Source organism: Mycolicibacterium bacteremicum, from assembly GCF_002086115.1.
Taxonomy (GTDB): Bacteria; Actinomycetota; Actinomycetes; order Mycobacteriales; family Mycobacteriaceae; genus Mycobacterium; species Mycobacterium bacteremicum.
Genome location: NZ_MVHJ01000001.1, coordinates 476552 through 499990 on the forward strand (window position 1 = coordinate 476552; position 23439 = coordinate 499990).

Here is a 23439-nt window from a genome sequence, read left to right on the forward strand (position 1 = left end):
ACTCATCGAGCGGGTGTGCACAGTGAACGCTGCGGGTAGCATCCGGCGTCATGGGGATTCGCCGATCGCGCCGGTTACTCGTCGTCGGCGCGCTCGTCGCGTCGGGATTCTCGATCGGCGCCGCCCCGGCGGCCACCGCGCAACCGTGCCCGGACGCAGAGATCGTTTTCGCCCGCGGCAGCGACGAACCGCCCGGCGTCGGCAGCACCGGTCAGGCGTTCATCGACGCGGTGCGCGCCCAATCCCCCGGCAGGTCCATCGACGCCTACGCCGTGAACTATCCGGCCACCGGCGATTTCGACAACCGGGCGATCTTCCCGTCCACGATGTTCGACGGCGTCGCCGATGCCGGCGCGCGGCTCCGGACGACGGCGGCGAACTGCCCGGACACCAAGTTCATCCTCGGTGGGTTCTCGCAGGGCGCGGCGGTGGCCGCCTACGTCAGCACCTCGGATCTGCCCGCCGCGGTGAGCGATCGCATCGCCGGGGTGGTCCTCTTCGGGAAGCCGACCCCGGCGCTGTTGGGACAGTACGGCGCACCGGCGGCGAACATCGGCGCGCAGTACGCCGGAAGGTCACTGGACCTGTGCGCGCCCGGGGACAACATCTGCGATGGGTCACCCGGTTCGCTGCTCGGCTCGCTGGTGCACGTCACCTACCCGGTCAACGGTCTGGTCGCCGCGGCAGCGTCGGCCGCCGCCGGCCGCCTGGCCTGATCCGCACACCCCTCGGCGGAACGTCCTGGTGCTGTTTCGGCAGCAAACGACGCGGGTACAGACGGGCAGGCCGTCAGCTGCCATCAGGCGCGGGCGCCGCATCCCGAAGGAGTTCAACGATGAACATTGCTCGATCCGCACGGATCCTCGGAGCCGGCGCGCTGATGACCGCCGGCGTGCTGGCAGGCACCGCGCCCGCCGCCTCCGCCGAACCGGCCTGCCCCGACGTGGAGGTCGTGTTCGCCCGCGGCACCGCCGAGGCACCCGGCGTCGGTGGCACCGGGCAGGCCTTCGTCGATGCGCTGCGGGCGCAGACGCCCGGGAAGTCGGTCGCGGTATACCCCGTCAACTATCCGGCCAGCGATAACTTCAACGATCGAATTGCGTTCGCGCAGAACGTGATCGACGGTGTCCGTGACGCCGGCTCACACATCCAGGCCACCGCCGGCGCCTGCCCGGACACCAAGGTCGTGCTCGGCGGCTTCTCCCAGGGCGCCGTGGTCGCCGGGTACGTCACCGCCGACGCGATCCCGCAGGGCGTCCCGAGCGAATACCTGTCCTACATCCCCAATCCGTTGCCCGACGAGGTCTCCGATCACGTCGCCGCGGTGGTTCTGCTGGGCAACCCCTCGGATGCCTTCCTGACCCAGTTCGGTGCACCGATCGGCACCATCGGCCCGCGCTACGCCGACAAAACCGTCGAACTCTGCGCCCCGGGTGACACCATCTGCGACGGCACCCCGGGCGCCATGCCGTCCATCGCCCACGCCATGTACGCGATGAACGGCATGACTGCGCAGGCAGCGTCCTACGCCGCCGCCCGGGTCACGCCCACACCCTGACCCCGGCCGCACGGCATCATGGTGCGATGGAGTCGACCCGGGTAGATCGCTGGCTGTGGGCGGTCCGTCTCACCAAGACGCGTCCGGATGCCGCAACCGCCTGCCGTGGCGGCCATGTTCGGATCAACGACCGGGTGGCGAAACCGTCCACGACGGTGGTTCCCGGTGACCGGGTGCAGGCCCGGGTCGGCGAGCGCACCCGGATCGTGGAGGTCGTTCGGGTGATCCACAAGCGCGTCGGGGCGGCCGACGCCGTCACCTGCTATCTGGATCGCACGCCACCGCCACCCCCGACCGCGGAGAGCGCGGTGGCGGTGCGGGACCGCGGGGCGGGCCGACCGACCAAGCGCGAGCGGCGTGCCCTGGAGAAGTGGCGCGCCGGTCTGCGCTGAGAGCTACTGGTTGGCGATGATGGTCGGCGGCAGCGGCGGGCCCACCGGGGCCGGTGGCGGCGGTGGAGCGGCGGGATGGGCCACGTCGGCCGGCGCGGCACCCGGCGCACCGATCGGCAGCACCTCCGGCGGCGGAGCCGGATCCGACAGCGAGACGAATCCCGGCGGCAACGGTGGTCCGCCCACCCCGGGAACCCGCTCGGTGGCCGGCGTCGACGACGCCGGGTCGGTCAGCGAGGTGTAGCCCGGCGGCAGCTTGGGCGCCGGCCCGGCCCCGGGAGGCGCGCCGGTCGCGACACCCTCCGGCCCCGTCATCAACGCCTCCATCGGGTTGCCGTTGTTGAACGCCCGCCACAGGTCCCTGATGTAGCCGCCGGCACCGGGTGTCTGTCCCTGCCCGTACACGGGATTGCTGATCTCGGGAACCGGCGGCGCACCGACCGGCGGCGGAGCGGGCGCGGCCACCGGCATCTCACCGGGCCCCAGCACCACGGGCTGCCCCGGCGGTACCGGCTCGCCGGGCGGCACCACGGGCTCGGCGCCGGCCACACCTGCGGTGGCCAGTGCTGCACCGGCCAACACTCCCGCGACCGCGAGCCGCACCGCCACCCGCCCTCGTTCGGTCTTCACCGCTGTTCGTCCTCTCCGGCCGTGCCCGCCGACAACCTCTGCAGTGACCGCGGGTCGGGCACACCTGCGAGAAGGCTAGCGCCTCGAAGCTCACGCGTCACACGATGCGCGCAGGTAACTGTCCGGCCGGAAAACACCGGGTGAACGGATCCACCCCGCGCGCAACCGGGTCCGGGCGGCCGCTGAAGATGGCGGGCATGAACGAGCAGACCGCGGATCTCGTCGTCGTCGGCGCAGGCATCATCGGTCTCGCGCACGCCGCCGAGGCGGTGCACCGGGGCCTGACGGTCCAGATCGTCGAGCGCGACAGCGAAGCCGTCGGCGCCTCGGTGCGCAACTTCGGGCACGCCTGCATCACCGCACAGAGCGCCGAGCTGCTCGACCTCGCCCAGACATCCCGGCGCGGATGGTTGCGCACCGCGGCGCTTGCCGGGTTCTGGGCACCCGAGGCCGGTGCCGTCGTCATCGCCCGCAGTCCCGGCGAGGCCGCACTGCTGGAGCAGTTCCACGCCGCGCGCGGCGGCGAGGCGGTGCGGCTGCTCACCACCGCCGAGGTCGACGCCCGGTTGGCCGCGCCCGGACGGGCCGCCGATCCCGCCATCGTCGGCGCGGCCTGGCTTCCGGCCGACCTGCGGGTCGATCCACGCACCACGGTGGCCACCATCGCGGCCTGGCTGGCCGAGCAGCCCGGTGTCCGCTTCCACTGGCGCACGAACGCGCATGGCGCCGGCGACGGCACCGTGCACACCAGCCGCGGGCCGGTGCGCGGCCGGCACATCCTGGTGTGCGTCGGTCACGACCTGGACCGGCTCTACCCGGCCACCGCGCAGGCCCATGACGTGCTGCGGTGCCGATTGCAGATGGCGCTGGTCGAAGCTCCCGGCGGCTACACCGACGACGCGGCGGTGCTGACCGGCACGTCGATGCTGCGCTATGGCGCCATGGCCGAATTGCCCGCCGCCGCGGCGGTGCGCGCCGAGTTGGAGCGCACCGAACCCGAGCTGTTGCAGCTCGGGGCGAACCTGATGTTCACCCGCAGACCCGACGGCACCCTGCTCGTCGGCGATTCGCACCACTACGGCGTGACGGCCGACCCGTTTCTCGACGAGTCGATCGGCCGGCATCTGCTCGACGGCGTGGCCCGTGTGCTCGGCGTCGAGCAGCTGCGGGTGCTGCAGCGCTGGCAGGGCGTCTACGCCTCCAGCAGTCAGACCGACATCCTGCGCGCGACGCATGAGCCCACCGTCAGTTCGGTGACGGTGACCACCGGGCTGGGCATGACCCTGGCGTTCGGGCTGGCGGCGCAGACGCTCGACGCGCTCTAGCGGCGGTCGGGATCCTCCGGCTCGGCGCCGGCGTCACCGGCGTGGTCGGCGGTTTCGGGCTCCAGCGCCACGCTGCGGGCCCGGGCCGCGGCCGCGCTTGTCGTGGGCGAGTTCTCCGTGGGTTGCAGACGCACCACGCGACCGACCGCACGGCGCAACCCCGGCGGCCCTTCGATGCGCACGAAGTCACCGACCCGGCCGGCGCGGTAACGCAGCGGCGAACCGAGCAGCTCACCCATGACCACCCCGCTACCGATGGCCAGCGCAATGGCCACCGCGGAGAGCAGCTGCGCGATGCCGTCGAGGTACCGCTCGTCGACGGCGAAGTAGAACACCGACCGGAAGACGGCCAGACCCGGGAGCATCGGGGTGATACCTGCGGTGGCGATGACCAGGGCCGGCGCCTGGCGCCGGATCGAGATGACGGTGGCCAGCAGACCCACCCCGACCGAGGCGATACCGGTGGCGAAGACGACACCGAACTGGGCGTGACCGAGCCCGATCAGCACCGCCTGGGCCGCTCCGGCGGCGGCACCGGCGGTCAGCACGGAGCGCAGCGGCGCGTAGGACGCCAAGGTCAGGCACACCCCGGCCAGAGCCGCGCCGAACACAGCGATGCCGATCTTGAGTGCCCCGCTGGGCACGATGATCGACTGCGTCGCGTCGATGTGCAGCTCGATCTGAATGCCGGCCAGGTTGGCGATCTGCAGGCCGGCGACGATGCCCGCCACGATGCCCGCGGTGAGGAACAACGCATCGCCGAGGCGGCCGACCGCGGTGACCATGTGACCGGTCAGCGCATCCTGCACCGAGCCGACCAGAGTCATCCCCGACAGCAGCATCACGATCCCGGTGGCCACCAGTGCCGTCGGGTTCTGATCGGCGAAGCGGTAGGCGGCCACGGCCACCAGGGTGGCGATGGCCGCACCCACGGCGTGCTGGAAGAAGAACGGGGTGCCGACCCGGTTCAGCAGCCGGCCGACCCGGTCGATGACCGCCGAGGTGGCCGCGGCGAGCAGACAGATCTGCCAGGTGCCGCCCAGCAGCATGGCGATGCCGAGCGCGAAGCCCGCCCAGCAGGCGGTGGCCATCCACCGCGGGTAGGGGTGCGGCCGTTCACTGAGTACGTCCATCGCATCGTGCGCCTGCTCGACGGTGACACCGCCGGAGGTGATACGCCGGACCAGTGTGTCCAGTTCGGCCAATCGGGTGTAGTCGGTGGCGCGGTGCCGGACGGCACGGACGATGGTCAGCGGCGGGCTGTCGGCAGTCGGCAGCGCCGACACGATGATGGTGGAGAAGGTGATGTCGACGACGCAGTCACCGAGCTGGTAGGCCTGCGCCACGTCCTGCGCGGTGGCGACGATGTCGGCGGTACCCGAGCCGGAGGACAGCATGACCTCGGCCAGCCGGATCGTCAGATCGAGCACCTTGCGGGTGTGCACGTCGCCGACGCGGTTGGCACTGCGGCGGCGCTGACCGGCGATCGGAGCCGGGTCGCGGCGACCGGGCAGCGCGCCGCGCAGCCGGCGCCGGACGCGCGGGTTCTCGGCGGTGTCTTCCGGGAGATCGGGAGCCATTGCCGACACCATACTGACGCGCGGTGCCCCCGCCGACGATCAGCGTCGCCAGAACACGTGGTGCGTCACGCCGCTCGGGCTGGGCACGACATCGCGGTGGAATCTGTCGAGCAACTCGTCCGATGATTCCCACAGCCGTGACCCCCCGCCGAGTCCTATCGGCGCGACCGCGACGTGCAGGGTGTCGATCAGGTCGGCGGCCAGGAACGCCCGGATGGTCTGCGCCCCGCCGCCGAGGCGGACATCCTTGCCATCGGCCGCCGCCTTGGCCTGCTGCAGGGCGTCGGCCGGCGCGGCGTCGACGAAGTGGAATGTGGTGTCCGACAGCGTGAACGACGGACGCACGTGATGGGTGAGCACGAACACCGGGGTGTGGAACGGGGGATGCTCACCCCACCAGCCCTGCCATTCGTGATCGGTCCACGGGCCGCGGTGCGGACCGAACTTGTTGCGGCCCATGATCTCGGCGCCGATGTTGCGCGCGAAGTCCCGGGTGAAGTAGTCGTCGATGCCCCGGGTTCCGCCGGGATCGGTGCGGTTGGGCCAACTGGCGGTGGCACCCGCCCAGGACATCATGATGGCGGGGTCGGCATGCCCGAACGGCCGCTCCAGGCTCTGGTCCCGCCCGGCACCGAAGCCGTCCTCGGAAACCACGAAATTCTGGACGCGCAACAACTGAGCCATGAGTGTCCCTTCGAGCCTGGATCGGATACCGGTCAGACCGGCAGCGGCATCGAAACTCATCGCGACGCTCGCTCGGGCCGTAGAACACGAGAACCCCGCGACCGACAGGCCGCGGGGTTCTTGTTGTGCAGTGTCTAGATCGGGGTGACCGCGACGGCCTGGGGGCCCTTCGCGCCCTGCGTGATGTCGAACTTCACGCGCTGATTCTCCTCGAGGCTGCGGTAGCCGCCGGCCTGGATCTCGGAGTAGTGCACGAACACATCCGCCGCGCCGTTGTCAGGAGCGATGAAGCCGAAGCCCTTTTCGCCGTTGAACCACTTGACGGTTCCTTCAGTCATGCTGTGTTTCTCTCTTCTTCACATGTCGACCGCGGTCATGCGGCCTACGAATTTCGCCGGATACGACCGTCGGCTGACGGGCTGATCGGCGGGTGTGCGTTCGCCGGCACAGGGCTGCAAATGGGGTGATACTGCCACCCGGCCGCGACTCGGCCGAACACAGACACGTCGCTTCACAGACACGACGTACCTGGACAGCCTACGCAGGCCGGCACGGTATCACCTAATCCGCACCGGTTTTTGCCCGGACCGTGCACCGCAAGCGGCGCGAGCCGGTCCGCCGGTGCCGCCATGTCGGGGTTTGCTCGCAGCGCCGCTGGTTCTTGCGAACAAAACGGTATTTGCACGCTCTACATGCCGACGATCACCCCGGCCGACGTCTGCGGGCCAAGATGCAGCTGACCGTCGATAGACCCTATGATCACCGAATACTTGTTTCCCTCAGGCTTTTTGCGCACCTAGCGCGCACCGCACGGAAGGCGTCGGATTTGATTGGGGCTCGGCGCCGTGTCGTGGTGCTGCGTGCGGACCGCATGTCGAACATGCGACTGCGTATCGTCGATTTGCTTCGCCGAGTCGGCGATGTCGGTGTGCTGGGCGATGTCGGTGCCCGGCGACACGAGCGGCGGGCGCGTCGACATCGGGACTCGCTGCCACCGCTGAGTGCGCCCGATGAAGAGCTGCTGGACACCCTGTACCACGAGGGAGCAGCCACCCGCGCCGTCCGGATCGAGGGCGCCGCCCGGCACGAGATCACCGCCGCCATGCAGCGGTTGCAGGCGACCGACCCCGCCGAGCCGGTATGCCACCTGCCGCTGGACCAGTCCAATGGTATTGCCGCGCTGTACCGGTGGGGCCTGCGCGAGGACAACCTCGACATCGCGGAGCGAGTGATCGGCGGCCCGGTCCGGTACGTCGGACTGGAGATGAAGGTCGAGCGGGTCCGCGCTGCCGGAATCGGGCATCAGGCCCGGCGGTGGCACGTGGACGCCGAGGACCGGCGGATGCTGAAGATCATCGTGTACCTCGACGAGGTCGACTCCGGAAACGGGCCTTTCGAATATCTACCCGCGCCGGTGAGTGCGGCGGCGCGGCGAACGCTGAGATGCCGGCCCGGCATCACCTTCCTACCCGACGACACCGTCGTGCGTGTCGCGCCGGCTGACGCGTGGACACAGCTGGCCGGCCCCGCCGGCACCGCCGTGTACGCAGATACCGGGCGCGTCCTGCACCGGCTCAAGGCGCCCACGGATCGTGATCGCCATTCGGTCACCTTCGTCTACACCAGTGACCGGCCGTTCGCGGTGTTCGCCCGGTTCATGCCGCCGCGCGCGCTCGTCGACGATGTGGCCGCGACGTCGACCCCACGCCAACGCCGGGCCCTGCCCGACCGCGAGTGGCTACGACATCAGCGTGGCACCGAGCCCCCGGTCGACCCAGATCGCCGTTCGCTCAGCAGGTCCGCCAGCTGATCGGCGGTCTTGATCCAGCCGGAATGGAAGTTCTGATATTCGTCGGGTGGCAGCATCGTGTGGTCGATCGACATCAGCGTCCGGTCGTCGGGCAGCGGCTCGAAGGTCACTGCCACCACACTCGCCGCGGTCGGGTCGGCCCAATAGGAGTTGACCCAGGTGAATTTGAGCAGCCGGGGCCGGTCGACGACGAGGAAATGCCCGGTGATCAGCACGCTGACACCGTCATCGTCGACATCGAACCGGAAAATGCCGCCGACTTCGGGCTGCACGGTCACCTCGACACACCGCGTCGGTCGCGGACACATCCACTCCCGCAACGACTCCGGATCCAGCCATTCGTCGAACACGTCCTCCGGTACGGCGGGCATGATCCGCTGCACACGCACCGCCGGTACCTCCGTCACCTACCGCTCTTCTTCCGGCTCAGGCGCGCGGCCAGCGCATCGGCACGAGCAGACCAGAAGTCGGTCTGCTCACCCATCCACTGTGCGGCCGGATCCAGACCACCCTGGGTCAGGGACAGCCAGTGTTCGCGGCCGCGCACCTCGCGGGTGACCAGACCGGCGTTCTCCAGTACACCGATGTGGCGGGACACGCCCGCGAACGTCATCGGCAGCGGGGCCGCCAGATCGGTGATGCGAGCATCCCCGTCCCGCAGCGCTTCCAGCAGCCGACGGCGGGTCGGGTCGGCCAGCGCCGCGTAGGCCCGGTCCAACACCTGATCTTCAACCATCTTGTTGACTATATCGGTTGATTGTGGTCTGCTCGGAGAATATTCAACGGAAGCATTGAACTTCTGTTCGTTGCGCCGACGAGGAGGCTTCATGCAGACACCGCCGATCGTGACCGCACCGGTCTGGGCCGCCGCCCGCGAGCAGATGCTGGCCAGGGAAAAGGAATTCACCAGGGCCCGTGACGCGTTGGCGGCGCAGCGCCGTCGGATGCCATGGACGCCGGTGCGCAACGACTACGTGTTCGACGGACCCGACGGCAGGGTCAGCCTGCTCGACCTGTTCGACGGACGTCGTCAGCTGATCGTCTACCGCGCTTTCCTCGACCCCGGGGTACACGGTTGGCCCGAACACGGTTGTGTCGGTTGCTCTTTGATGGCCGATCACATCGGCAACCTGCACCACCTGCATGCCCGCGACACCACCCTGGTCTATGCCTCGCGCGGCTCGCAGGCCGATATCGCCCGGATCAAGCAGCGGATGGGCTGGACGCATCCCTGGTTCACCATCGTCCCGCAACCCGGGCTCGCCTTCGACGTGGATTTCGGTGTCGACCAGTGGCACGGGACCAACGCCTTCATCCGGCAGGGTGACGACATCTTTCGCACCTACTTCGTCGACAACCGGGGCGACGAGGTGTTCGTGAACACCTTCACGTTCCTGGACATCACGGCGCTCGGCCGTCAGGAGAACTGGGAAGACTCACCCGAGGGCTATCCACAGAGCCCGCCGTACGAGTGGTGGCGCTGGCACGACGCGTACGGCGATCGCTGAGCCGGCCGCACCATCGGCGATGATCGGTGGGTGATTGCACCGCCGTTGACGATCCCCGCGCTGTTGACCCACCGTGCGCGGGAGTCCGGACCGGAGACCTACCTGGTCACCCCGACGGGCCGACTGAGCTACGCCGAAGCCGACGAGGCGTCGGGATCGATCGCCCGGCGCCTGTTGGCCGCCGGCATCGGCAAGGGCAGCCGGGTCGGCCTGTTCTTCCCCAACGATCTGGACTGGATCACCTGGTGGCTGGCGCTGTCACGGATCGGCGCGCTGGTCGTGCCGATGAGCACCCTCTATGCGCCCGCCGAGTTGGCGAAGGTGCTGCGACTGGCCGATATCTCGGTCCTCGTGACACCGGCACGGGTGCTCAAGGTCGACGTCGCGCGCCACCTCGAGGCTGCGTTGCCGGAGTTGGCCGGCCAACTTCGCGACGCCATCGCGCTGACAGCCGCGCCCTACCTGCGTCGCATCGTGGTCACCGACGGGACCGACCGGACGTGGGCCACACCGGCGGCGGATCTGTCCGCCACCGTGCCCGCCGCGGTGCTCACCGCCGCCGAAGACGAGGTCTCCCCCGCCGACCTGGCGGTCATGGTGCACACGTCCGGATCCACCGCGGACCCCAAGGGCGTGCTGCACACCCACGGCACGGTGGTGCGCCAGACATCGGGGTGGCCGGCCGCCATCCGCGCCGTGACCGGATCGCCGGAGCGACCCCGCATCCTGTGCGCCATGCCGTTCTTCTGGATCGGCGGGCTGCTGGCCGCGCTGGGCGCCCTGCACGAGTCGATCACGCTGCTGGTGCTGCCCGGGCTCGATCCCGGGACCGCCCTGGACCTGGTGGAGGCCGAACGGGCGACCGGGGTGATCGGGTGGCCGGCCTTCACCCAGCGCCTACGCGACCATCCGAGCTTCGCCGGCCGGGACCTGTCCAGCGCACCGCTGCTGCGCGACGGGCCACTCGACATCGCCATGGTCGACGTGCCCGACGGATTCCCGGTGCATCGCACCATGTCCGAGACCGCAGGCGGGTTCGTGCACACCGAGATGGCCATCGTCGACGACACCGGTGCCCCGGTGCCCGATGGGGTGACCGGTGAGTTGTTGGTCCGCGGTGTCGGGGTGATGGCCGGATACAACAAACGCGAACGGGCCGAGGTGTTCGATGCCGACGGCTGGTACCACACCGGCGACCAGGTGTACCGCCGCGCTGGTGATCCACGGCTGTTCTACGTGGGACGCTCGACCGATCTGATCAAGGCCGGTGGCGCGAACGTCTCTCCGCTGGAGGTGGAGGCGGTGATCACCGCGCTGCCCGAGGTGGCCCAGTGCGTGGTCGTCGGCCTCCCCCACCCCGAGCGTGGCGAAGAGGTGTGCGCCGTGGTGGTGCCGCAGCAACCGGGCGTCGACGCCGGCCGGCTGGCCGAACAGGCCCGATCCCGCCTCTCCGCCTACAAGGTGCCGACTCGCTGGGTGGTCACCGACGCCGATCATGTTCCGACGTTGCCCAGCGGCAAGTTCGATCGGAAAACACTGCTGGCCAGCATCACCGGCGGATCGCTACCGGCGACCTGAGTCGTCGAGAAGGTCCCGGAATCGCCCGGCGGGCAGCGTCCCGGCACCCGCGGCGCGGACCCGCTCGGCCAGGATGGCATCGGAGGTGACCACCACGATGCCCCCGGGATCTTCGGCGGCGCGCAACCGGCGCATGATCTCCTCGTCGGCCGAGTTCGCCGCGGCCGCCGGGGCGTACGCGACGGTGATCACCGTCGAATCGATCGGTTGCGGGTGCTCCAGCACCACCGTCACCTCCGCGCCCTCGGCGACGGACCAGGCCTCCAGCCGGTGCACCAGGCGCCGCAATGCGGCCGGCCGGTCCCGCCACCAACCGTCGGGGCGGGACCCGACGACATTCATCGCATCCACGAGGTATCGCACCCGAGTCACGTTACGTGGCAACAACATCACATTCCGCATGCCGCCGACTGTCATGACGTGATCCGGGTGACCGGGGTGCGCGACCTGGTGACAGCCCGCTCGACGGTCGCCGGCGAGCACCTGGCCAGATGCCTCGATTGATGACTTGACACCTGTCAAGTATGGTGGTCGCATGCTTGTTCAGGATGTTCTGACGACCGTGCCGACCACCACCGTCGAGGCGACCGCCCTCTTCGACGCCGCGCCGGCGGTCGAGCCGGCTTTCATGATCGGCACCTGGCAGGGCGCCGAATTACCGACGGCGCACCCGATGGATGGTCTGCTGGAGGCCAGCGGCTGGTGGGGCAAACAGTTCGTCGACGAGGAGACGGTGCACCCGCTGCTGTTCCCCAAGGACGGTGGCACCGCGCTGTGGGCACTCAATCCCACGCTCGCCTTCGGCGGCCTGGGCCTGGCCACGAAGATCCCCGCGGTACGCAATCTGTCACTGGTGCAGCCCATTTCGGCACTGCGCCCGGCACTACAGACCAAATCGGCCAAGGCGCGCCTGCGGACCACCCGCTACCGCGGTGTCGACAGCGCGACGATGATCTACGACAACCTGCCGATCAACGATGTCTTCCGCAAGATCGACGAGGACACCGTCATCGGGGCGATGGACTACCGGGGCGGGCGCCGGCCCTACTTCTTCGTGCTGCGCCGCAACAACTCACTGCCGGTGAACTGAACTCGCGAGCAGACGCAAACTACCCTCAAAAGCCGCACTTTTGGCGGAGTTTGCGTCTGCTCGCCGGGCGCGGTCGGCGGATCGCTTCAGGCGATGATGCGCACCAGATAGGGCGTCATACCCGCGGTACGCACCGGCGACACGGCGACACCGGCATCACCGGTCTCCAGCATCTGCCCGTTGCCCACGAACAGGGCCACGCTCTGCGTGCCCTCGGGTCCGAAGAAGATCAGGTCACCCGGCAATGCCTGCGCCGGCAGCACCTTCTGCCCAACCTTGTACATCTCCCCCGAGGACCGCGGCAGCTTCACGCCGACACCGGCGAACGCGTAGACGATGATGCCCGAGGCGTCGAAGCCGACGACGTTGGCAGCCGGGTCGGGCGCGGCGGACGGAGCGAGCCCGAGTCCCGGCACGGTGGGTACCGATGCCGTGGCGGGCGGGGCCAGCCCGGGGAAGTTCAGGCCGGGGACGCCGCCGGGCAGCGGATTGGCAACCGGGTCGGCCGCGGCGGGCGGCGCCTCACGGACGACCCCGCGCGTCGGCCCGTTGGCATCGCCGCCGCCGTAGGCGAACGGCACCCCGACCTGGGACACCGCCCGTTTGATGACGAGGTCGACCGCCTGCTGATTGCGCGCCGGACGGGTGTTGAACGAATCGGCGGAAGCGACGCCCGGACTCACTGCGAGCATCGCCAGACCGAGCAGCAGGGCACAGAAGCTTCTCATCGCTTACGTCAACTCTTTCCGGGACGGCCTCCACGCGGGCGCGGAATTGACGCCCACTGCCGACAAATCTAGGCCGGTACCACCGTCGATTCCCAATCCAGCTGCGGCGCAACGTGAATGAGATACACATCCGTGACCGGACGGTGATATCGACCGAGCATCCGTGACGCGATCGGAATCTCTCCGAGGCCGAACCGTGAGCCCGGACAGCAAGCGGCGCCGGCAGGCAGAGCCCGCCGGCGCCGTCGAAGACAGGTGTTACTGCAGCGCTGCGATCGCCGCGTCGTAGTCGGGCTCCTGCGCGATCTCGGGGACCAGCTCGGTGTAGGCGACCTTTCCGTCGGCGCCCACGACGACCACGGCACGACCCAGCAGGCCGGCGAACGGACCGTCGACCAGGGTGACGCCGTAGTCCTCACCGAAGCTGTCGCGGAACGCCGACGCGGCCGCAACATTTTCCAGTCCGTCGGCGCCACAGAACCGCTTCTGCGCGAACGGCAGATCCTTGGAGACGTTCAGCACCGCGGCACCGGTGCCGGCAGCCCGCTCGTTGAATGTCCGCACGCTGGCGGCGCACACCGGGGTGTCCACCGACGGGAAGATGTTGAGCAGGAGCGCCTTCCCGCTGAACTGGTCGCTGCTGACGGCCGCCAGATCAGTGCCGGTCAGGCTGAACGACGGAGCATCCGCGCCGACAGCGGGCAGCTCACCGACGGTGTTGATGGGGTTTCCCTTGATCGTTATCTGTGCCATGGCGATCAGTCTGTCACAGGGGCCGGCGCCCGGCCGTGGCAGCATCGAGAGCGTGATCGACCTGCCCGACGGAGTCCGTGCGATGGCCGCCCGGGGACCGGAATGGCAGCGCTGGATCGATGCGCTGCCCAAGCTTGCCGCCGCCACCGTGGCGGAATGGAACCTGACGATCGACGGCGGCGCGCTGCACGGATTCTGCTCCCTGGTGCTGCCGGTGCGCACGGCCTCCGACGTTCCCGCGATGCTGAAGATCGCGTTTCCCGACGACGAGTCCGAGCACGAGCATCTGGCCTTGCGGCGCTGGGACGGCGCCGGAACCGTACGACTGCTGAGCGCCGACCCGCATCGCCGGGCACTGCTCCTGGAGCGGCTCCAGCAGCGGAATCTGAACGAGTTGTGGGATATCGAGGCCTGCGAGATCGTGGCCGGGCTCTACGGGCGCATCCACGTCCCGGCGCTGCCCCAACTGCGCCCGCTGGTCGGGTTCATCGAGAAGTGGAACGCCGATCTGGCCGCGCTTCCCCGGAGCGCGGCGCTACCGCACCGGCTCGTCGAGCAGGCGCTGAGCCTGGGCGCCGATCTGGTGGCCGATCCGGCGAGCGTCGGCACCCTCATCCACGGCGACCTGCACTACGAGAACGTGCTGGCCGCCGACCGCGAGCCGTGGCTGGTGATCGACCCCAAGCCGATGAGCGGCGACCCGCACTACGAGCTGGCGCCCATGCTCTTCGACCGGTTCGACGAGTTGGAGGGCTATGTCCGGGAGGGGGTGCGGCGGCGGTTCTACACCCTGGTCGACGCCGCCGGACTCGACGCCGACCGCGCCCGGGCCTGGGTGATCATCCGGATGATGCATGACGCCATGTGGGAGCTCACCGAGAACGCCGTCCCCGACGCGCGGTACCTGACGACATGTGTCGCCATCGCCAAGGCGGTACAGGACTGACCGATTCCTACACGGTCACCGGCAGCGACAGCATGCCGCGCAGCGTCACATTCGGCTTGTACTTCGGCTCACCGCCGAGCTCGGCCTTGGGAAACCGCTTCGTCACCGCCGACAGCGCGATCGAGGCCTCCAGCCGCACCAGCGGCGCACCGAGACAGAAATGCGCACCGTGACCGAAGCCGAGGTGCCGGATGACGCGGCGATCGGGATCGAAGACATCGGGGTTCGCGTTGGCGGCCGGATCGCGGTGCGCAGCGGCGAGCAGCACGATCATGGTGTCGCCCTTGGGGATGTGCAGATCACCCAGGGTGATGTCGGCACCGGCGACACGGCCCAACAGCTGCGCGGCGGGATCGAAACGCAGGGTCTCCTCGATGACCCGCAGCGCGCGCGTCGGGTCCGCACCCAGCGCCGCCCACTGCGACTTGTCGCGCAACATGGCCAGGACCGCAGTGGCCATCATGCTGACCGTCGACTCGTGACCGGCGATCAGCAGCAGATTGCAGGTCGAGATGATCTCGTCCTCGGAGAGCTGGTCGCCGGCCTCCTCGACGGCGATCAACGCCGAGATCAGATCATCGCCGGGATTGCGCCGCCGGGCGGCGATGAGGTCGCGGAAGTAGCGCCGCAACCATTTACCGGCCTCGATACGGTCGGTGAATCCCTCGGGCACCTCGCCGGTGGCGGACAGGAACGGATCGACCGTCTGGGCCAGCAGGGTGGAGGCGATCCCGAACTTGGGCTCGTCTTCGACGGGAACGCCGAGCAGCCGACAGATCACCGCGACCGCGACCGGGTAGGCCAGCCCGGTGACGGCGTCGAACTCGCCGCGATCCTCCGCGGTGTCGAGCAAAGCGTCGACCGTGGCCACGATCTCCTGGCGCAGTTCGTTGATCACCCGCGGGGCGAACGCCTTGGCGACCAGTTTGCGCAACCGGGTGTGGTCGGGCGGATCGAGGAACAGGAACGCCGGCGTGCGCCGCTTGTCCACCAGCCCGGCCAGACCGAAGGGACGGGGTTGCTCGCCCGCGGCGATCTGGCGCTGCGCGATGGACGACTTCATGCGGTCACTGGCCGAGGCCGGGTGACGCAGCACGGCATCGCAGTGCGCGAACGACGACAGCACGGTCAGGCTGATCTCAGGGAGCTGCAGTGGGCCGTATTCGCGCAGTTCGCGGTATACCGGGTAGGGGTCCACCCGGTTGGACGGGTCGAGCGCACGACCGAGCAGAACCTGCGGGGTGGACACGGAGGTCATGCCCTCATTGTGCAATCGCGGTCTGCAGCCGTCTGCGCCACCACCGATTTCGTTCCGGATCCGTCACTGAGTATTCCCTCAGGAACTGCGCTGTCGGTGCCGGCGACATCGGTGCGACCGGCAGGAACCCGTCGACCGGAAGCAGGGTCCGCGACGCGCCGACGGCATCGGCCGCCAGCACCGCACCAGCACTCAGATCGCAGGCGTAGCGCAGCTCGGGCAGCGCGCCGGCCAGCGCCACCCCGACCGACGCGCCCACGCTGGTCTGCGTACCGGAGGTGACCAGGCACGGTAAGCCGCCGGTCTCGGCGACCCGCAGCGCGCGCCGGGCCCCGCCGAGCGTTCCGCAGTGCAGGATCGCGATATCGGCGGTCCCGCGCAGATTTCGATTCGGCGCGGCATACATCGCGACGGGGACATCCACGGCGCTGCGCACGGATTGCAGGTGCCCCATGTCCGCGCAAGGGCGGGCGATGAATTCCAGCCTGCCGGCGGCGCCCTCCAGCGCGGCGATCGCCGATACCGCGGTGTCGGCGTCCCAGCGGCCGCGGGCATCGCAGCGGATGGCACCGTCGGGTCCCAGCGCATCGCGGACCGCGGCGACGCGGTCGACATCCTCCCCCGAACCGGTGTGCACCTCAACCGTGGCGGTTTGGCATCCGGATTCCGCGGCCAGGGTGTGGGCGCGCTGCGGATCGACGGCGCCGATGCCGACCGCTGCGGGCACGCGGCCGCGGACGGCATCCGGCCAGCCGACGGTGCCCGCCTCGGTCGCGGCGGTGAGCCAGCGGCCCAGCTGATCGTCCGGGCAGTCCGGCGGCGGACTGAACTCGCCCCAGCCCTGCGGGCCCTCCAGCAGGATGCCCTCGTGAACACCGCCGTCGCGGAGCGGGACGGCGAACACCGGGGCGGCCTCGAGATCGATGAGGGTCTGCACAAGCAGTGGACGCTAGTTGCCGTCCGCCGCGAAGGTGTACAGCGGTACCAACATTTCCGCCGGTGTCAGCGAGCCGTGATGACCGATGAGGTTCGACTGCAGCGGTTCGGCACCGGCCCGGATCACCGCACGATCGGAACCGGCGACCACCACCACGTCGCCGATGCGCGGTGCGACGCCCTCGCGAACGGTCGGTCCGAACCAGCCGGCCGCGGTGACCTCGGCGCGGGTCAGCACGGTGAAGTCGGCACCCAGTGTCTCCCGCCAGGCCGCGGCGACATCATCGGCCGCACCGGGTTCGGCGTAGACGTGGCGCGCGCGTGGCTCACCGCCGAGAGTGCGCACACCGGTCTGCAGGGCCGGCGTGCTGTCGAAGTCGACCGGATCGGCGACGTGCACCATGCCGTGGTCGGCGGTGACGATCAGTGCGGACCCGGCGGGCAGCCGTTCGGCGATGAGCCGGATGGTGAGGTCGATCTGCTGCAGTTCAAGCGCCCACGATTCCGAATGCGGGCCGCGGACGTGACCGGTCATGTCGAGGTCGCCGTGGTAGGCGTAGACCAGGGTGCGGTCGGCGGCCGCCAGCGCGGTCAGCACCCCGTCGACCAGGTCGCCCGACGAGAAGGTCGGCCGGAAATCCCCGCCGCGCAGCGCCGCTCGGGTCAACCCGGAGCCTGCCTGATAGGTCGGCGCCACCTGGGTCACCACCACACCATCGGCCGCCGCCCGTTCGAAGGCGGTCGTCGACGGTTGGAACTGCTCGGGGACAAGCTCTTTGAGCAGATCGACCTTGGGCCCCTGGCCCATCAACCCCCACTTCAGCGGATTCATCAACCGGTCATGGTCGGGCACGGCGAGCAGGTAACCGACCAGTCCGTGCTCCCCCGACGGCAGCCCGGTGCCCAGCGAGGCCAGACTGGCCACCGTCGTGCTCGGGAAGCCGGCCGTCAGCGAGCGGTCTGGTTGGGCCGCCAACAACGGCGCCACATCCCGGCGGCTCGCGACGAGTTCGCTTCCCATCCCGTCGATGAGCAGGACGGCGACCCGCCGCACCCCATCCAGGCCCAACCCCACCCGGTCGGACTCCCCCGCGACGCCGAGCACACCGAGCACCGACGGCAGCAGGTCGGCCAGGGCACCGGTGCCGTAGCGCGGCGAGACGAACATGCCGCCAGACTAGGCTTGCCCCATGGCGAGCGTGCTCACGGTCAACATCGCCCACCCGATGACCAATCCCGATCACAAGAGAAAGCCGACCGGAATCGACAAGCGTCCGACCGAGGACGCCGTCACGGTGCGGGCGCCCGGACCGATGCGCGGCGGTCTGGGCAGCGGACTGATCGGCGATCTGGTCAGCGAGCAGAAGTATCACGGCGGTGACGACCAGGCGGTGTACGCCTATGCCCGCGAGGATCTCGACCACTGGGAGCGTGAACTCGGCCGCGACATCGGCAACGGCGTCTTCGGGGAGAACCTGACCACCGCAGGTATCGATGTCACCAACGCGGTCATCGGCGAACGGTGGCGCATCGGCAGCGACGGTCTGGTGCTCGAGGTGACCCGGCCGCGGACCCCGTGTCGGACGTTCTCGGCCTGGCTGGAGATCGATGGCTGGATCAAGACGTTCACCAGACACGGTGTCCCGGGTGCCTACCTGCGCGTCATCTCCTCGGGCAGCGTGCGGGCCGGGGACACCGTGGAGATCGTCGAGCGTCCCGATCACGACGTGACCATCGCCACGGTGTTTCGGGCGATGACGACCCAACCGAAGCTGTGGCCGTCGCTGCTGGCCGCCGAGGCGTTGCCGGAACCGCTGAAGGAGAAGGCCCGCCGCAAGGCCGGCGTATGACTCCGGCGGTTCTGACTCAGCGGCGCGGCGTGAGCTGCGCGCCCATCAACCGGGCGATCTTCTCGGCGAGATAGAGATGGCCGGCGTCGGTGGGGTGCACGCCGTCGGCGGCGATCAGATCGGGTCGTCCGACGAACCAGCGTTCGGCGAGCGGGTCGACGAAACGTGCGCCGACCGAGCGGGCCACCGCGGCCAGCGCGTCGCGGATCCGCAGGATCTCGACCGGCACGTCGGCCGTCGGCCAGGGCGGACCGATGACCAGGAGCCGGGCCATCGGTGCGATGGTGCGCACCAGACCGAAGGCATTGCGCGCCTGGTCGACCACCTCGGTGACAGGCACGGGCTGGTCGTTGCGCGAGCCGAAGAAGACGACCAGCCGATCGTCGGGGTGCACGGCGCGCACTGTCAGGTCCACGAAAAGGCTGCCGCGGTCACCGCGGACGCCGTAACCGGCCCGGCCCTCGGCGGCCACATCGGCGACCACCGGGCGGCCCTGCCCGGCCATGATCTGCCACGCCTGCGCAGGCCAGCCGGCCGCGCCGATGCCGCCCCAGTCGGTCCCGTTGGTGTACGAATCGCCGACGACGGCGACCCGACTCACCGGGGTCTCCACCGTCAGCGGTCGCACCGCCGACGGTGGTGCCGGCGCCGTGACAGCCAGCACCAGGACCGCTGTCACGGCCACCATCAACTGCGCCGCCCGGCGAGCGGCATCCCTCTTGCTCATCGGCGGCGAGCTTACTCGAAGAACCGGTGAGAAGCTGTGCGGCGCAGAGCTATTGGGCACATGCGACAGTTCACGCCGAGAGCCGGGTGTCGTTGTCGGTGTCGGTATCCACAGAGTGCACCCGCGGCGCCGGCCGCCGTGACCCGACCATCCGGCGCATCCAGTGCCGGGCGGGTTCCTCGACCGCGTGATACAGCGTCGCCGAGGCCGCCAGTGTGACGACAAACACTGCGATCAGCCACCAGGCACCCCCCGACCCGGCCATGGTCAGCTCGAACTGCTTGGCCGCCCAGATCCAGGCGGTGTGCACGAGTTCGTGCACCATGTACAGGCTGAACGAGATCTGGCCCCCGTAGACCAGGATGCGCAGCGACAGCAGCCGCGGCAGCGTGCCCGCCCCGATCGACAGCGTCACCACCAGCGGCACGAACAGCAGGTCGACGACGCCACCGCTGTCGATCACATCCGGGATCGGATGTGCATCCAGCCAGTACAGGCTGGCGATGATGGCCGCGACCAGGGCAATGGATGCGATGCCCGCCGCGGTACGGGTCCGCTCGGTGGGGTGCAGTCGGCGCACCGCCGCACAGGCGATGACACCGGCGGTGAACTGCATGAGGATGCGCGGCAACCAACTCCACGGTGTGTAGAACTGCCCACTGGCCAGCAGGAACATCACCGGCGGCAGAGTCGCCGCGAACGACAGCAGCAACAGGCTGCGGGCCCGGGTGGCCGCGGCCATCCGGAACACCACCAGCGCCAGGAATCCGAAGGCCAGGTAGGCCAGCCATTCGGCGCTGATCGACCAGGCCGGGCCATCCCAGCTCGACCCGTCGAAGTACGGCTGGAACCACAGCTGGACCAGGAACAGCTGGCGCAGGTAGCTGGTGGCGGTCAGGGTGTCGGCGACCTCGGACGGGAATCGCCCGACGTAGAGGGTGAAGATGATCCACAGCGCGGCCAGATGCAGCGTGACCAGATAGACCGGCCAGACGCGGGCCAACCGCATCCACAGGAAGTGCAGGGTGTCGCGGGTGGACCAGGTGGGTCCCATGCGGTCCAGATAGTTCCAGGCGAGCACGAATCCGCTGAGGATGAAGAAGAGGTCGACGCCCTGGGCGCCACTGTTGAGTATCGGCGCCAGCGCGGTGTTGGTATCGGGGATCGCCTCGGCCAGCATCGGCCGGAAGTGGAACAGCACCACCCAGATGGCGGCGAAGAGGCGAAGGCCCGTGAGGGCCTTGATTTCTCCGCTACGCACGACACTCTTTTCGCGTTCCGATGACATTCGCGCTTGCACGCGCCGACCGGGCGGACCGCTCCCCTGGGCCCCGACTTCCGGCTCACGCAGAATAACAGCGGAGTCGTCGGCCGGGGCGCAGGCCGACGCCGCGTCGCACGCGTGCGGCGCGCGGCGATGTTACGGCGCAGGTGGCGCGGGCGGTGCCGCCGGCGCGGGCGGCCCGGCCGCTGCGGCCGGCGGCTTGTTGGCCTCGAACTGCTGGGCGTTGCGGTTGAGCGTGTCGAGGTAGAGCTTCATCCGGATGGCCGCCAGTGCCGGATTCATGCCCGGCTCCGGCGGCGGCTGATTGGTCAGCGTCCAGACCTGGCACTCGGTGGTCTTGAACGTTCCGTCGGTCGGCAGGATCTGGACCACCTGCGGCTGCTTGGTGAATGCGCGGTCCAGCGTCTCGCCCTCCTCGGCGCCGTCCACTATCGGGGCCATCCGCCGCCACGAGCAGGTGCCCTCGGGAAACGGTCCGGCCGAGGCGTACACGCCGGGCACGATGTCGACCCCGACCTTGTAGGTGCCGTCCTTGTCGATCACGGTGGCCGGAGCGGGCGGCGCCGCGGCCGGGTCGGCGGCGGGAGCAGCCGGATCGGCGGGCGGTGGGACCGGCGGCGCGGGTTCGGCAGCCGCGATCCCGGCCGTGGCCAACGCGGCCAGTGTCAGAGCGGCACCGATCACCGCCGGAACTCGGATGGGCATGGATACCAGAGTAAGCCCGGCCTCGCCGGTGCCAAGACCGCGCAGCGGGCGACCGTTGCGTTCACATCCTCGACAGGTGTCGAGTCTGTGCAGGTGGCGAGCTTTTTGTCGACGACGACCGGAGCGGCGTGATTCTGATGACAGGTGACAAGATATCGATGAGACGTAACTCTGTTATATGAGCTAAGCTCCTACTTACCTAAGCTAAGTGTGGCGGCGGTAACAGTTTCTCATTGCGGTCCGTCAGCTCACATGGATCACGGTGGGTCGGCGTAGCAGCGGGGGAACTCGATTCTCGATGGTGGTCTTGAAGCGGATCTGGATTCCGCTGGTCATTGTGGCGGTGGTGCTGGTGAGCACGTTCACCGTGATGCGCGTGCGCACGTTCTTCGGGACGGGACCGGGGTACGTGTCCACCGAGAACAGTGCTGCCGATGACACCGAGCCGTTCGATCCCAAGGTCGTCAAGTACGAGGTGTGGGGTGAGCCGGGGGCGACGGCGAACGTGAACTACATGGACCTGGACGCCAAGCCGGTGCGCGCGGACAGTGTGACGCTGCCGTGGGAGATCACCTTGAGCACGACCGCGCCGTCGGTGTTCCCGACGATCTCGGGTCAGGGTGACGGCAGCACGCTGTCGTGCCGGATCACCGTCGATGACGAGGTCAAGGACGAGCGGACCGTCAACGGCGTCGGCGCCCACACCTACTGCCTGGTGAAGTCGGCATGACGATGTTCTCCGGGGCCGACGAGCCCCGCACCGACGCCATCCCCACGACGCCGCCCTCCCGTCGAGGTGGCATCGCCGGCGCCATCCGCACCCTGGCCGTGCCGATCATCATCGGCTGGATCGCCCTGATGGTGGTGCTGAACACCATCGTCCCGCAGCTCGAGACCGTCGGGCAGATGCGTGCGGTGTCGATGAGCCCGGATACCGCGCCGTCGATGATCGCGATGAAGCGCGTCGGCGCCGTGTTCGAGGAGTTCAAGTCGGACAGCTCGGCGATGATCGTCCTGGAGGGCGACGAACCGCTCGGCGAGGCAGCCCACGACTTCTACGACCAGATGATCGACAAACTGGAGGCCGACCCCAAACACGTCGAACACGTCCAGGACTTCTGGGGCGACCCGCTGACCGCTGCCGGCGCGCAGAGCGGCGACGGCAAGGCCGCTTACGTCCAGGTCTATCTGGCGGGCAACCAGGGCGAGGCGCTGGCCAACGAATCCGTGGAGGCCGCACAAGAGATCGTCAACAGCCTCACCCCGCCGCCGGGTGTGCGGGTGTACGTCACGGGCCCGTCGGCGCTGGCCGCCGATCAGCACATCGCCAGCGACCGCAGCGTCCAGGTCATCGAGATGCTGACCTTCACGGTCATCATCGCAATGCTGCTGATCATCTACCGGTCGATTGTCACCACCGTGCTGGTGCTGGTCATGGTGGTCGTCGAACTGGGCATCACCCGCGGCGTCATCGCCTTTCTCGGCTACCACGAGATCATCGGGCTCTCCACCTTCGCCACCAACCTGTTGGTGACGCTGGCCATCGCCGCCACCACGGACTACGCGATCTTCTTGATAGGTAGGTATCAGGAGGCACGGGGCGACGGTGAGGACCGGGAGACCGCGTACTACACGATGTTCCACGGCACCGCGCACGTCGTGCTGGGATCCGGCCTGACCATCGCGGGTGCGACGTTCTGCCTGCACTTCACCAAACTGCCGTACTTCGTGTCCCTGGGTATCCCGCTGTCCATCGGCATGGTCGTCGCCGTGCTGGCCGCCTTGACGTTGGGCCCCGCCGTCATCACGGTGGCGTCGCGGTTCGGCAGGACGCTGGAGCCACGTCGCACCATGCGGACCCGAGGCTGGCGCAAGATCGGGGCCGCCATCGTGCGCTGGCCCGGGCCGGTGCTGGTGGGCACGGTGGCGCTGTCACTGATCGGCCTGCTCACGTTGCCGGGATATGAGACCAACTACAACGATCGCAACTACCTGCCGCAGGATCTGCCCGCCCAGGTCGGTTACGCGGCCGCGGACCGGCACTTCTCGCAGGCCCGGATGAATCCCGAACTGCTGCTGGTGGAAAGCGATCACGA

The 23439-nt window shown here is 69.1% G+C and carries 27 protein-coding genes; 12 read left to right on the forward strand and 15 right to left on the reverse strand.

Annotated elements, in window-relative coordinates; genetic code table 11:
* Positions 1-50: 50 nt before the first annotated feature.
* From BST17_RS02180 to BST17_RS02190, 3 genes are all read left to right on the forward strand, one after another.
* Positions 51-716, forward strand: coding sequence for a cutinase family protein (locus BST17_RS02180; RefSeq protein ID WP_083055120.1), 666 nt, complete (start codon positions 51-53; stop codon positions 714-716).
* 119 nt (positions 717-835) lie between these two features.
* Positions 836-1558, forward strand: coding sequence for a cutinase family protein (locus BST17_RS02185; RefSeq protein ID WP_083055123.1), 723 nt, complete (start codon positions 836-838; stop codon positions 1556-1558).
* Positions 1559-1584: 26 nt separating this feature from the next.
* Positions 1585-1950, forward strand: coding sequence for an Hsp15 family ribosome-associated heat shock protein (locus BST17_RS02190; RefSeq protein ID WP_083055126.1), 366 nt, complete (start codon positions 1585-1587; stop codon positions 1948-1950).
* 3 nt (positions 1951-1953) lie between these two features.
* Here BST17_RS02190 and BST17_RS29810 read toward each other — a convergent pair whose 3' ends face one another.
* Positions 1954-2580 (reverse strand): hypothetical protein, encoded by a 627-nt coding sequence (locus tag BST17_RS29810; RefSeq protein ID WP_083055129.1) that lies wholly within the window; start codon positions 2578-2580, stop codon positions 1954-1956.
* Positions 2581-2777: 197 nt separating this feature from the next.
* Between BST17_RS29810 and BST17_RS02200 the strand changes: the two genes are divergently transcribed.
* Positions 2778-3905 (forward strand): TIGR03364 family FAD-dependent oxidoreductase, encoded by a 1128-nt coding sequence (locus tag BST17_RS02200; protein WP_083055323.1) that lies wholly within the window; start codon positions 2778-2780, stop codon positions 3903-3905.
* Here the strand turns inward: BST17_RS02200 and BST17_RS02205 are convergent.
* The 3 genes from BST17_RS02205 to BST17_RS02215 form a co-directional block, all read right to left on the reverse strand.
* On the reverse strand, positions 3902-5485 hold the full coding sequence (locus BST17_RS02205) for a threonine/serine exporter family protein (RefSeq protein WP_083055132.1): 1584 nt from the start codon (positions 5483-5485) through the stop codon (positions 3902-3904). The genes BST17_RS02200 and BST17_RS02205 overlap by 4 nt on opposite strands.
* A 39-nt stretch (positions 5486-5524) precedes the next feature.
* Positions 5525-6169, reverse strand: coding sequence for a dihydrofolate reductase family protein (locus BST17_RS02210; protein ID WP_083055326.1), 645 nt, complete (start codon positions 6167-6169; stop codon positions 5525-5527).
* A gap of 134 nt (positions 6170-6303) precedes the next feature.
* Complete coding sequence (locus BST17_RS02215; RefSeq protein ID WP_083055135.1) at positions 6304-6507, reverse strand: cold-shock protein; 204 nt, start codon at positions 6505-6507, stop codon at positions 6304-6306.
* A 542-nt stretch (positions 6508-7049) separates the two neighbouring features.
* Between BST17_RS02215 and BST17_RS02220 the strand changes: the two genes are divergently transcribed.
* Entirely contained in the window at positions 7050-7979 is a 930-nt protein-coding gene (locus BST17_RS02220; RefSeq protein ID WP_133053497.1) for a phytanoyl-CoA dioxygenase family protein, read from the forward strand.
* Here the strand turns inward: BST17_RS02220 and BST17_RS02225 are convergent.
* Together BST17_RS02225 and BST17_RS02230 are read right to left on the reverse strand one after the other, a co-directional pair.
* Positions 7916-8386 (reverse strand): SRPBCC family protein, encoded by a 471-nt coding sequence (locus BST17_RS02225; RefSeq protein WP_083055141.1) that lies wholly within the window; start codon positions 8384-8386, stop codon positions 7916-7918. The two genes, BST17_RS02220 and BST17_RS02225, sit on opposite strands and share 64 nt — an antisense overlap.
* The gene (locus tag BST17_RS02230; RefSeq protein WP_083055144.1) at positions 8383-8715 is read right to left on the reverse strand and encodes an ArsR/SmtB family transcription factor; all 333 of its coding nucleotides are present in this window, start codon (positions 8713-8715) and stop codon (positions 8383-8385) included. The genes BST17_RS02225 and BST17_RS02230 overlap by 4 nt, the downstream gene beginning before the upstream one ends.
* Positions 8716-8806: 91 nt before the next feature.
* Between BST17_RS02230 and BST17_RS02235 the strand changes: the two genes are divergently transcribed.
* Together BST17_RS02235 and BST17_RS02240 are read left to right on the forward strand one after the other, a co-directional pair.
* The gene (locus BST17_RS02235) at positions 8807-9487 is read left to right on the forward strand and encodes a DUF899 domain-containing protein (protein ID WP_083055147.1); all 681 of its coding nucleotides are present in this window, start codon (positions 8807-8809) and stop codon (positions 9485-9487) included.
* Positions 9488-9517: 30 nt separating this feature from the next.
* The gene (locus BST17_RS02240; protein WP_109749950.1) at positions 9518-11065 is read left to right on the forward strand and encodes a class I adenylate-forming enzyme family protein; all 1548 of its coding nucleotides are present in this window, start codon (positions 9518-9520) and stop codon (positions 11063-11065) included.
* Here the strand turns inward: BST17_RS02240 and BST17_RS02245 are convergent.
* Positions 11051-11428 carry an NYN domain-containing protein gene (locus tag BST17_RS02245; RefSeq protein WP_083055150.1) on the reverse strand — a complete coding sequence of 126 codons (378 nt, stop codon included), beginning with the start codon at positions 11426-11428 and terminating at the stop codon, positions 11051-11053. The genes BST17_RS02240 and BST17_RS02245 overlap by 15 nt on opposite strands.
* Before the next feature lie 172 nt (positions 11429-11600).
* Between BST17_RS02245 and BST17_RS02250 the strand changes: the two genes are divergently transcribed.
* Entirely contained in the window at positions 11601-12155 is a 555-nt protein-coding gene (locus tag BST17_RS02250) for a DUF4334 domain-containing protein (protein ID WP_083055153.1), read from the forward strand.
* An 86-nt stretch (positions 12156-12241) separates the two neighbouring features.
* Here the strand turns inward: BST17_RS02250 and ripD are convergent, their stop codons facing one another.
* Together ripD and tpx are read right to left on the reverse strand one after the other, a co-directional pair.
* Positions 12242-12883: an NlpC/P60 family peptidoglycan-binding protein RipD gene (gene ripD / locus BST17_RS02255; protein ID WP_083055156.1), complete on the reverse strand. Its 642-nt coding sequence runs from the start codon at positions 12881-12883 to the stop codon at positions 12242-12244.
* A 258-nt stretch (positions 12884-13141) separates the two neighbouring features.
* Complete coding sequence (gene tpx / locus BST17_RS02260; RefSeq protein ID WP_083055332.1) at positions 13142-13636, reverse strand: thiol peroxidase; 495 nt, start codon at positions 13634-13636, stop codon at positions 13142-13144.
* Between tpx and BST17_RS02265 the strand changes: the two genes are divergently transcribed.
* Positions 13635-14582, forward strand: coding sequence for an aminoglycoside phosphotransferase family protein (locus tag BST17_RS02265; protein ID WP_234807499.1), 948 nt, complete (start codon positions 13635-13637; stop codon positions 14580-14582). The two genes, tpx and BST17_RS02265, sit on opposite strands and share 2 nt — an antisense overlap.
* A 7-nt stretch (positions 14583-14589) precedes the next feature.
* Here BST17_RS02265 and BST17_RS02270 read toward each other — a convergent pair whose 3' ends face one another.
* From BST17_RS02270 to BST17_RS02280, 3 genes are read right to left on the reverse strand one after another with little or no spacing between them, the layout of a single operon-like run.
* A complete protein-coding gene (locus BST17_RS02270) occupies positions 14590-15840 on the reverse strand; it encodes a cytochrome P450 (RefSeq protein ID WP_083055159.1) in 1251 nt (416 codons plus the stop codon).
* Positions 15841-15844: 4 nt separating this feature from the next.
* A complete protein-coding gene (locus tag BST17_RS02275) occupies positions 15845-16777 on the reverse strand; it encodes an enolase C-terminal domain-like protein (protein ID WP_083055162.1) in 933 nt (310 codons plus the stop codon).
* Between the two features lie 12 nt (positions 16778-16789).
* Entirely contained in the window at positions 16790-17944 is a 1155-nt protein-coding gene (locus BST17_RS02280) for an alkaline phosphatase family protein (protein WP_083055165.1), read from the reverse strand.
* Between the two features lie 22 nt (positions 17945-17966).
* On the opposite strand from BST17_RS02280, the gene BST17_RS02285 reads away from it, so the two are divergent.
* Positions 17967-18626 carry an MOSC domain-containing protein gene (locus BST17_RS02285; protein WP_083055168.1) on the forward strand — a complete coding sequence of 220 codons (660 nt, stop codon included), beginning with the start codon at positions 17967-17969 and terminating at the stop codon, positions 18624-18626.
* A 16-nt stretch (positions 18627-18642) separates the two neighbouring features.
* Here BST17_RS02285 and BST17_RS02290 read toward each other — a convergent pair whose 3' ends face one another.
* The 3 genes from BST17_RS02290 to BST17_RS02300 form a co-directional block, all read right to left on the reverse strand.
* A complete protein-coding gene (locus BST17_RS02290; RefSeq protein ID WP_083055171.1) occupies positions 18643-19353 on the reverse strand; it encodes an Rv0518 family GDSL lipase in 711 nt (236 codons plus the stop codon).
* Between the two features lie 70 nt (positions 19354-19423).
* Positions 19424-20614, reverse strand: coding sequence for an acyltransferase family protein (locus BST17_RS02295; protein WP_083055337.1), 1191 nt, complete (start codon positions 20612-20614; stop codon positions 19424-19426).
* Between the two features lie 159 nt (positions 20615-20773).
* On the reverse strand, positions 20774-21343 hold the full coding sequence (locus BST17_RS02300; RefSeq protein ID WP_083055174.1) for an Rv1352/Rv1906c domain-containing protein: 570 nt from the start codon (positions 21341-21343) through the stop codon (positions 20774-20776).
* A gap of 298 nt (positions 21344-21641) precedes the next feature.
* Here BST17_RS02300 and BST17_RS02305 point away from each other — a divergent pair, with 298 nt between their 5' ends.
* Positions 21642-22073 carry an MmpS family transport accessory protein gene (locus tag BST17_RS02305; protein WP_083055177.1) on the forward strand — a complete coding sequence of 144 codons (432 nt, stop codon included), beginning with the start codon at positions 21642-21644 and terminating at the stop codon, positions 22071-22073.
* A 2-nt stretch (positions 22074-22075) separates the two neighbouring features.
* Positions 22076-23439: MMPL family transporter (locus BST17_RS02310; RefSeq protein ID WP_133053498.1), on the forward strand; the 1364-nt coding region annotated here is incomplete at its 3' end.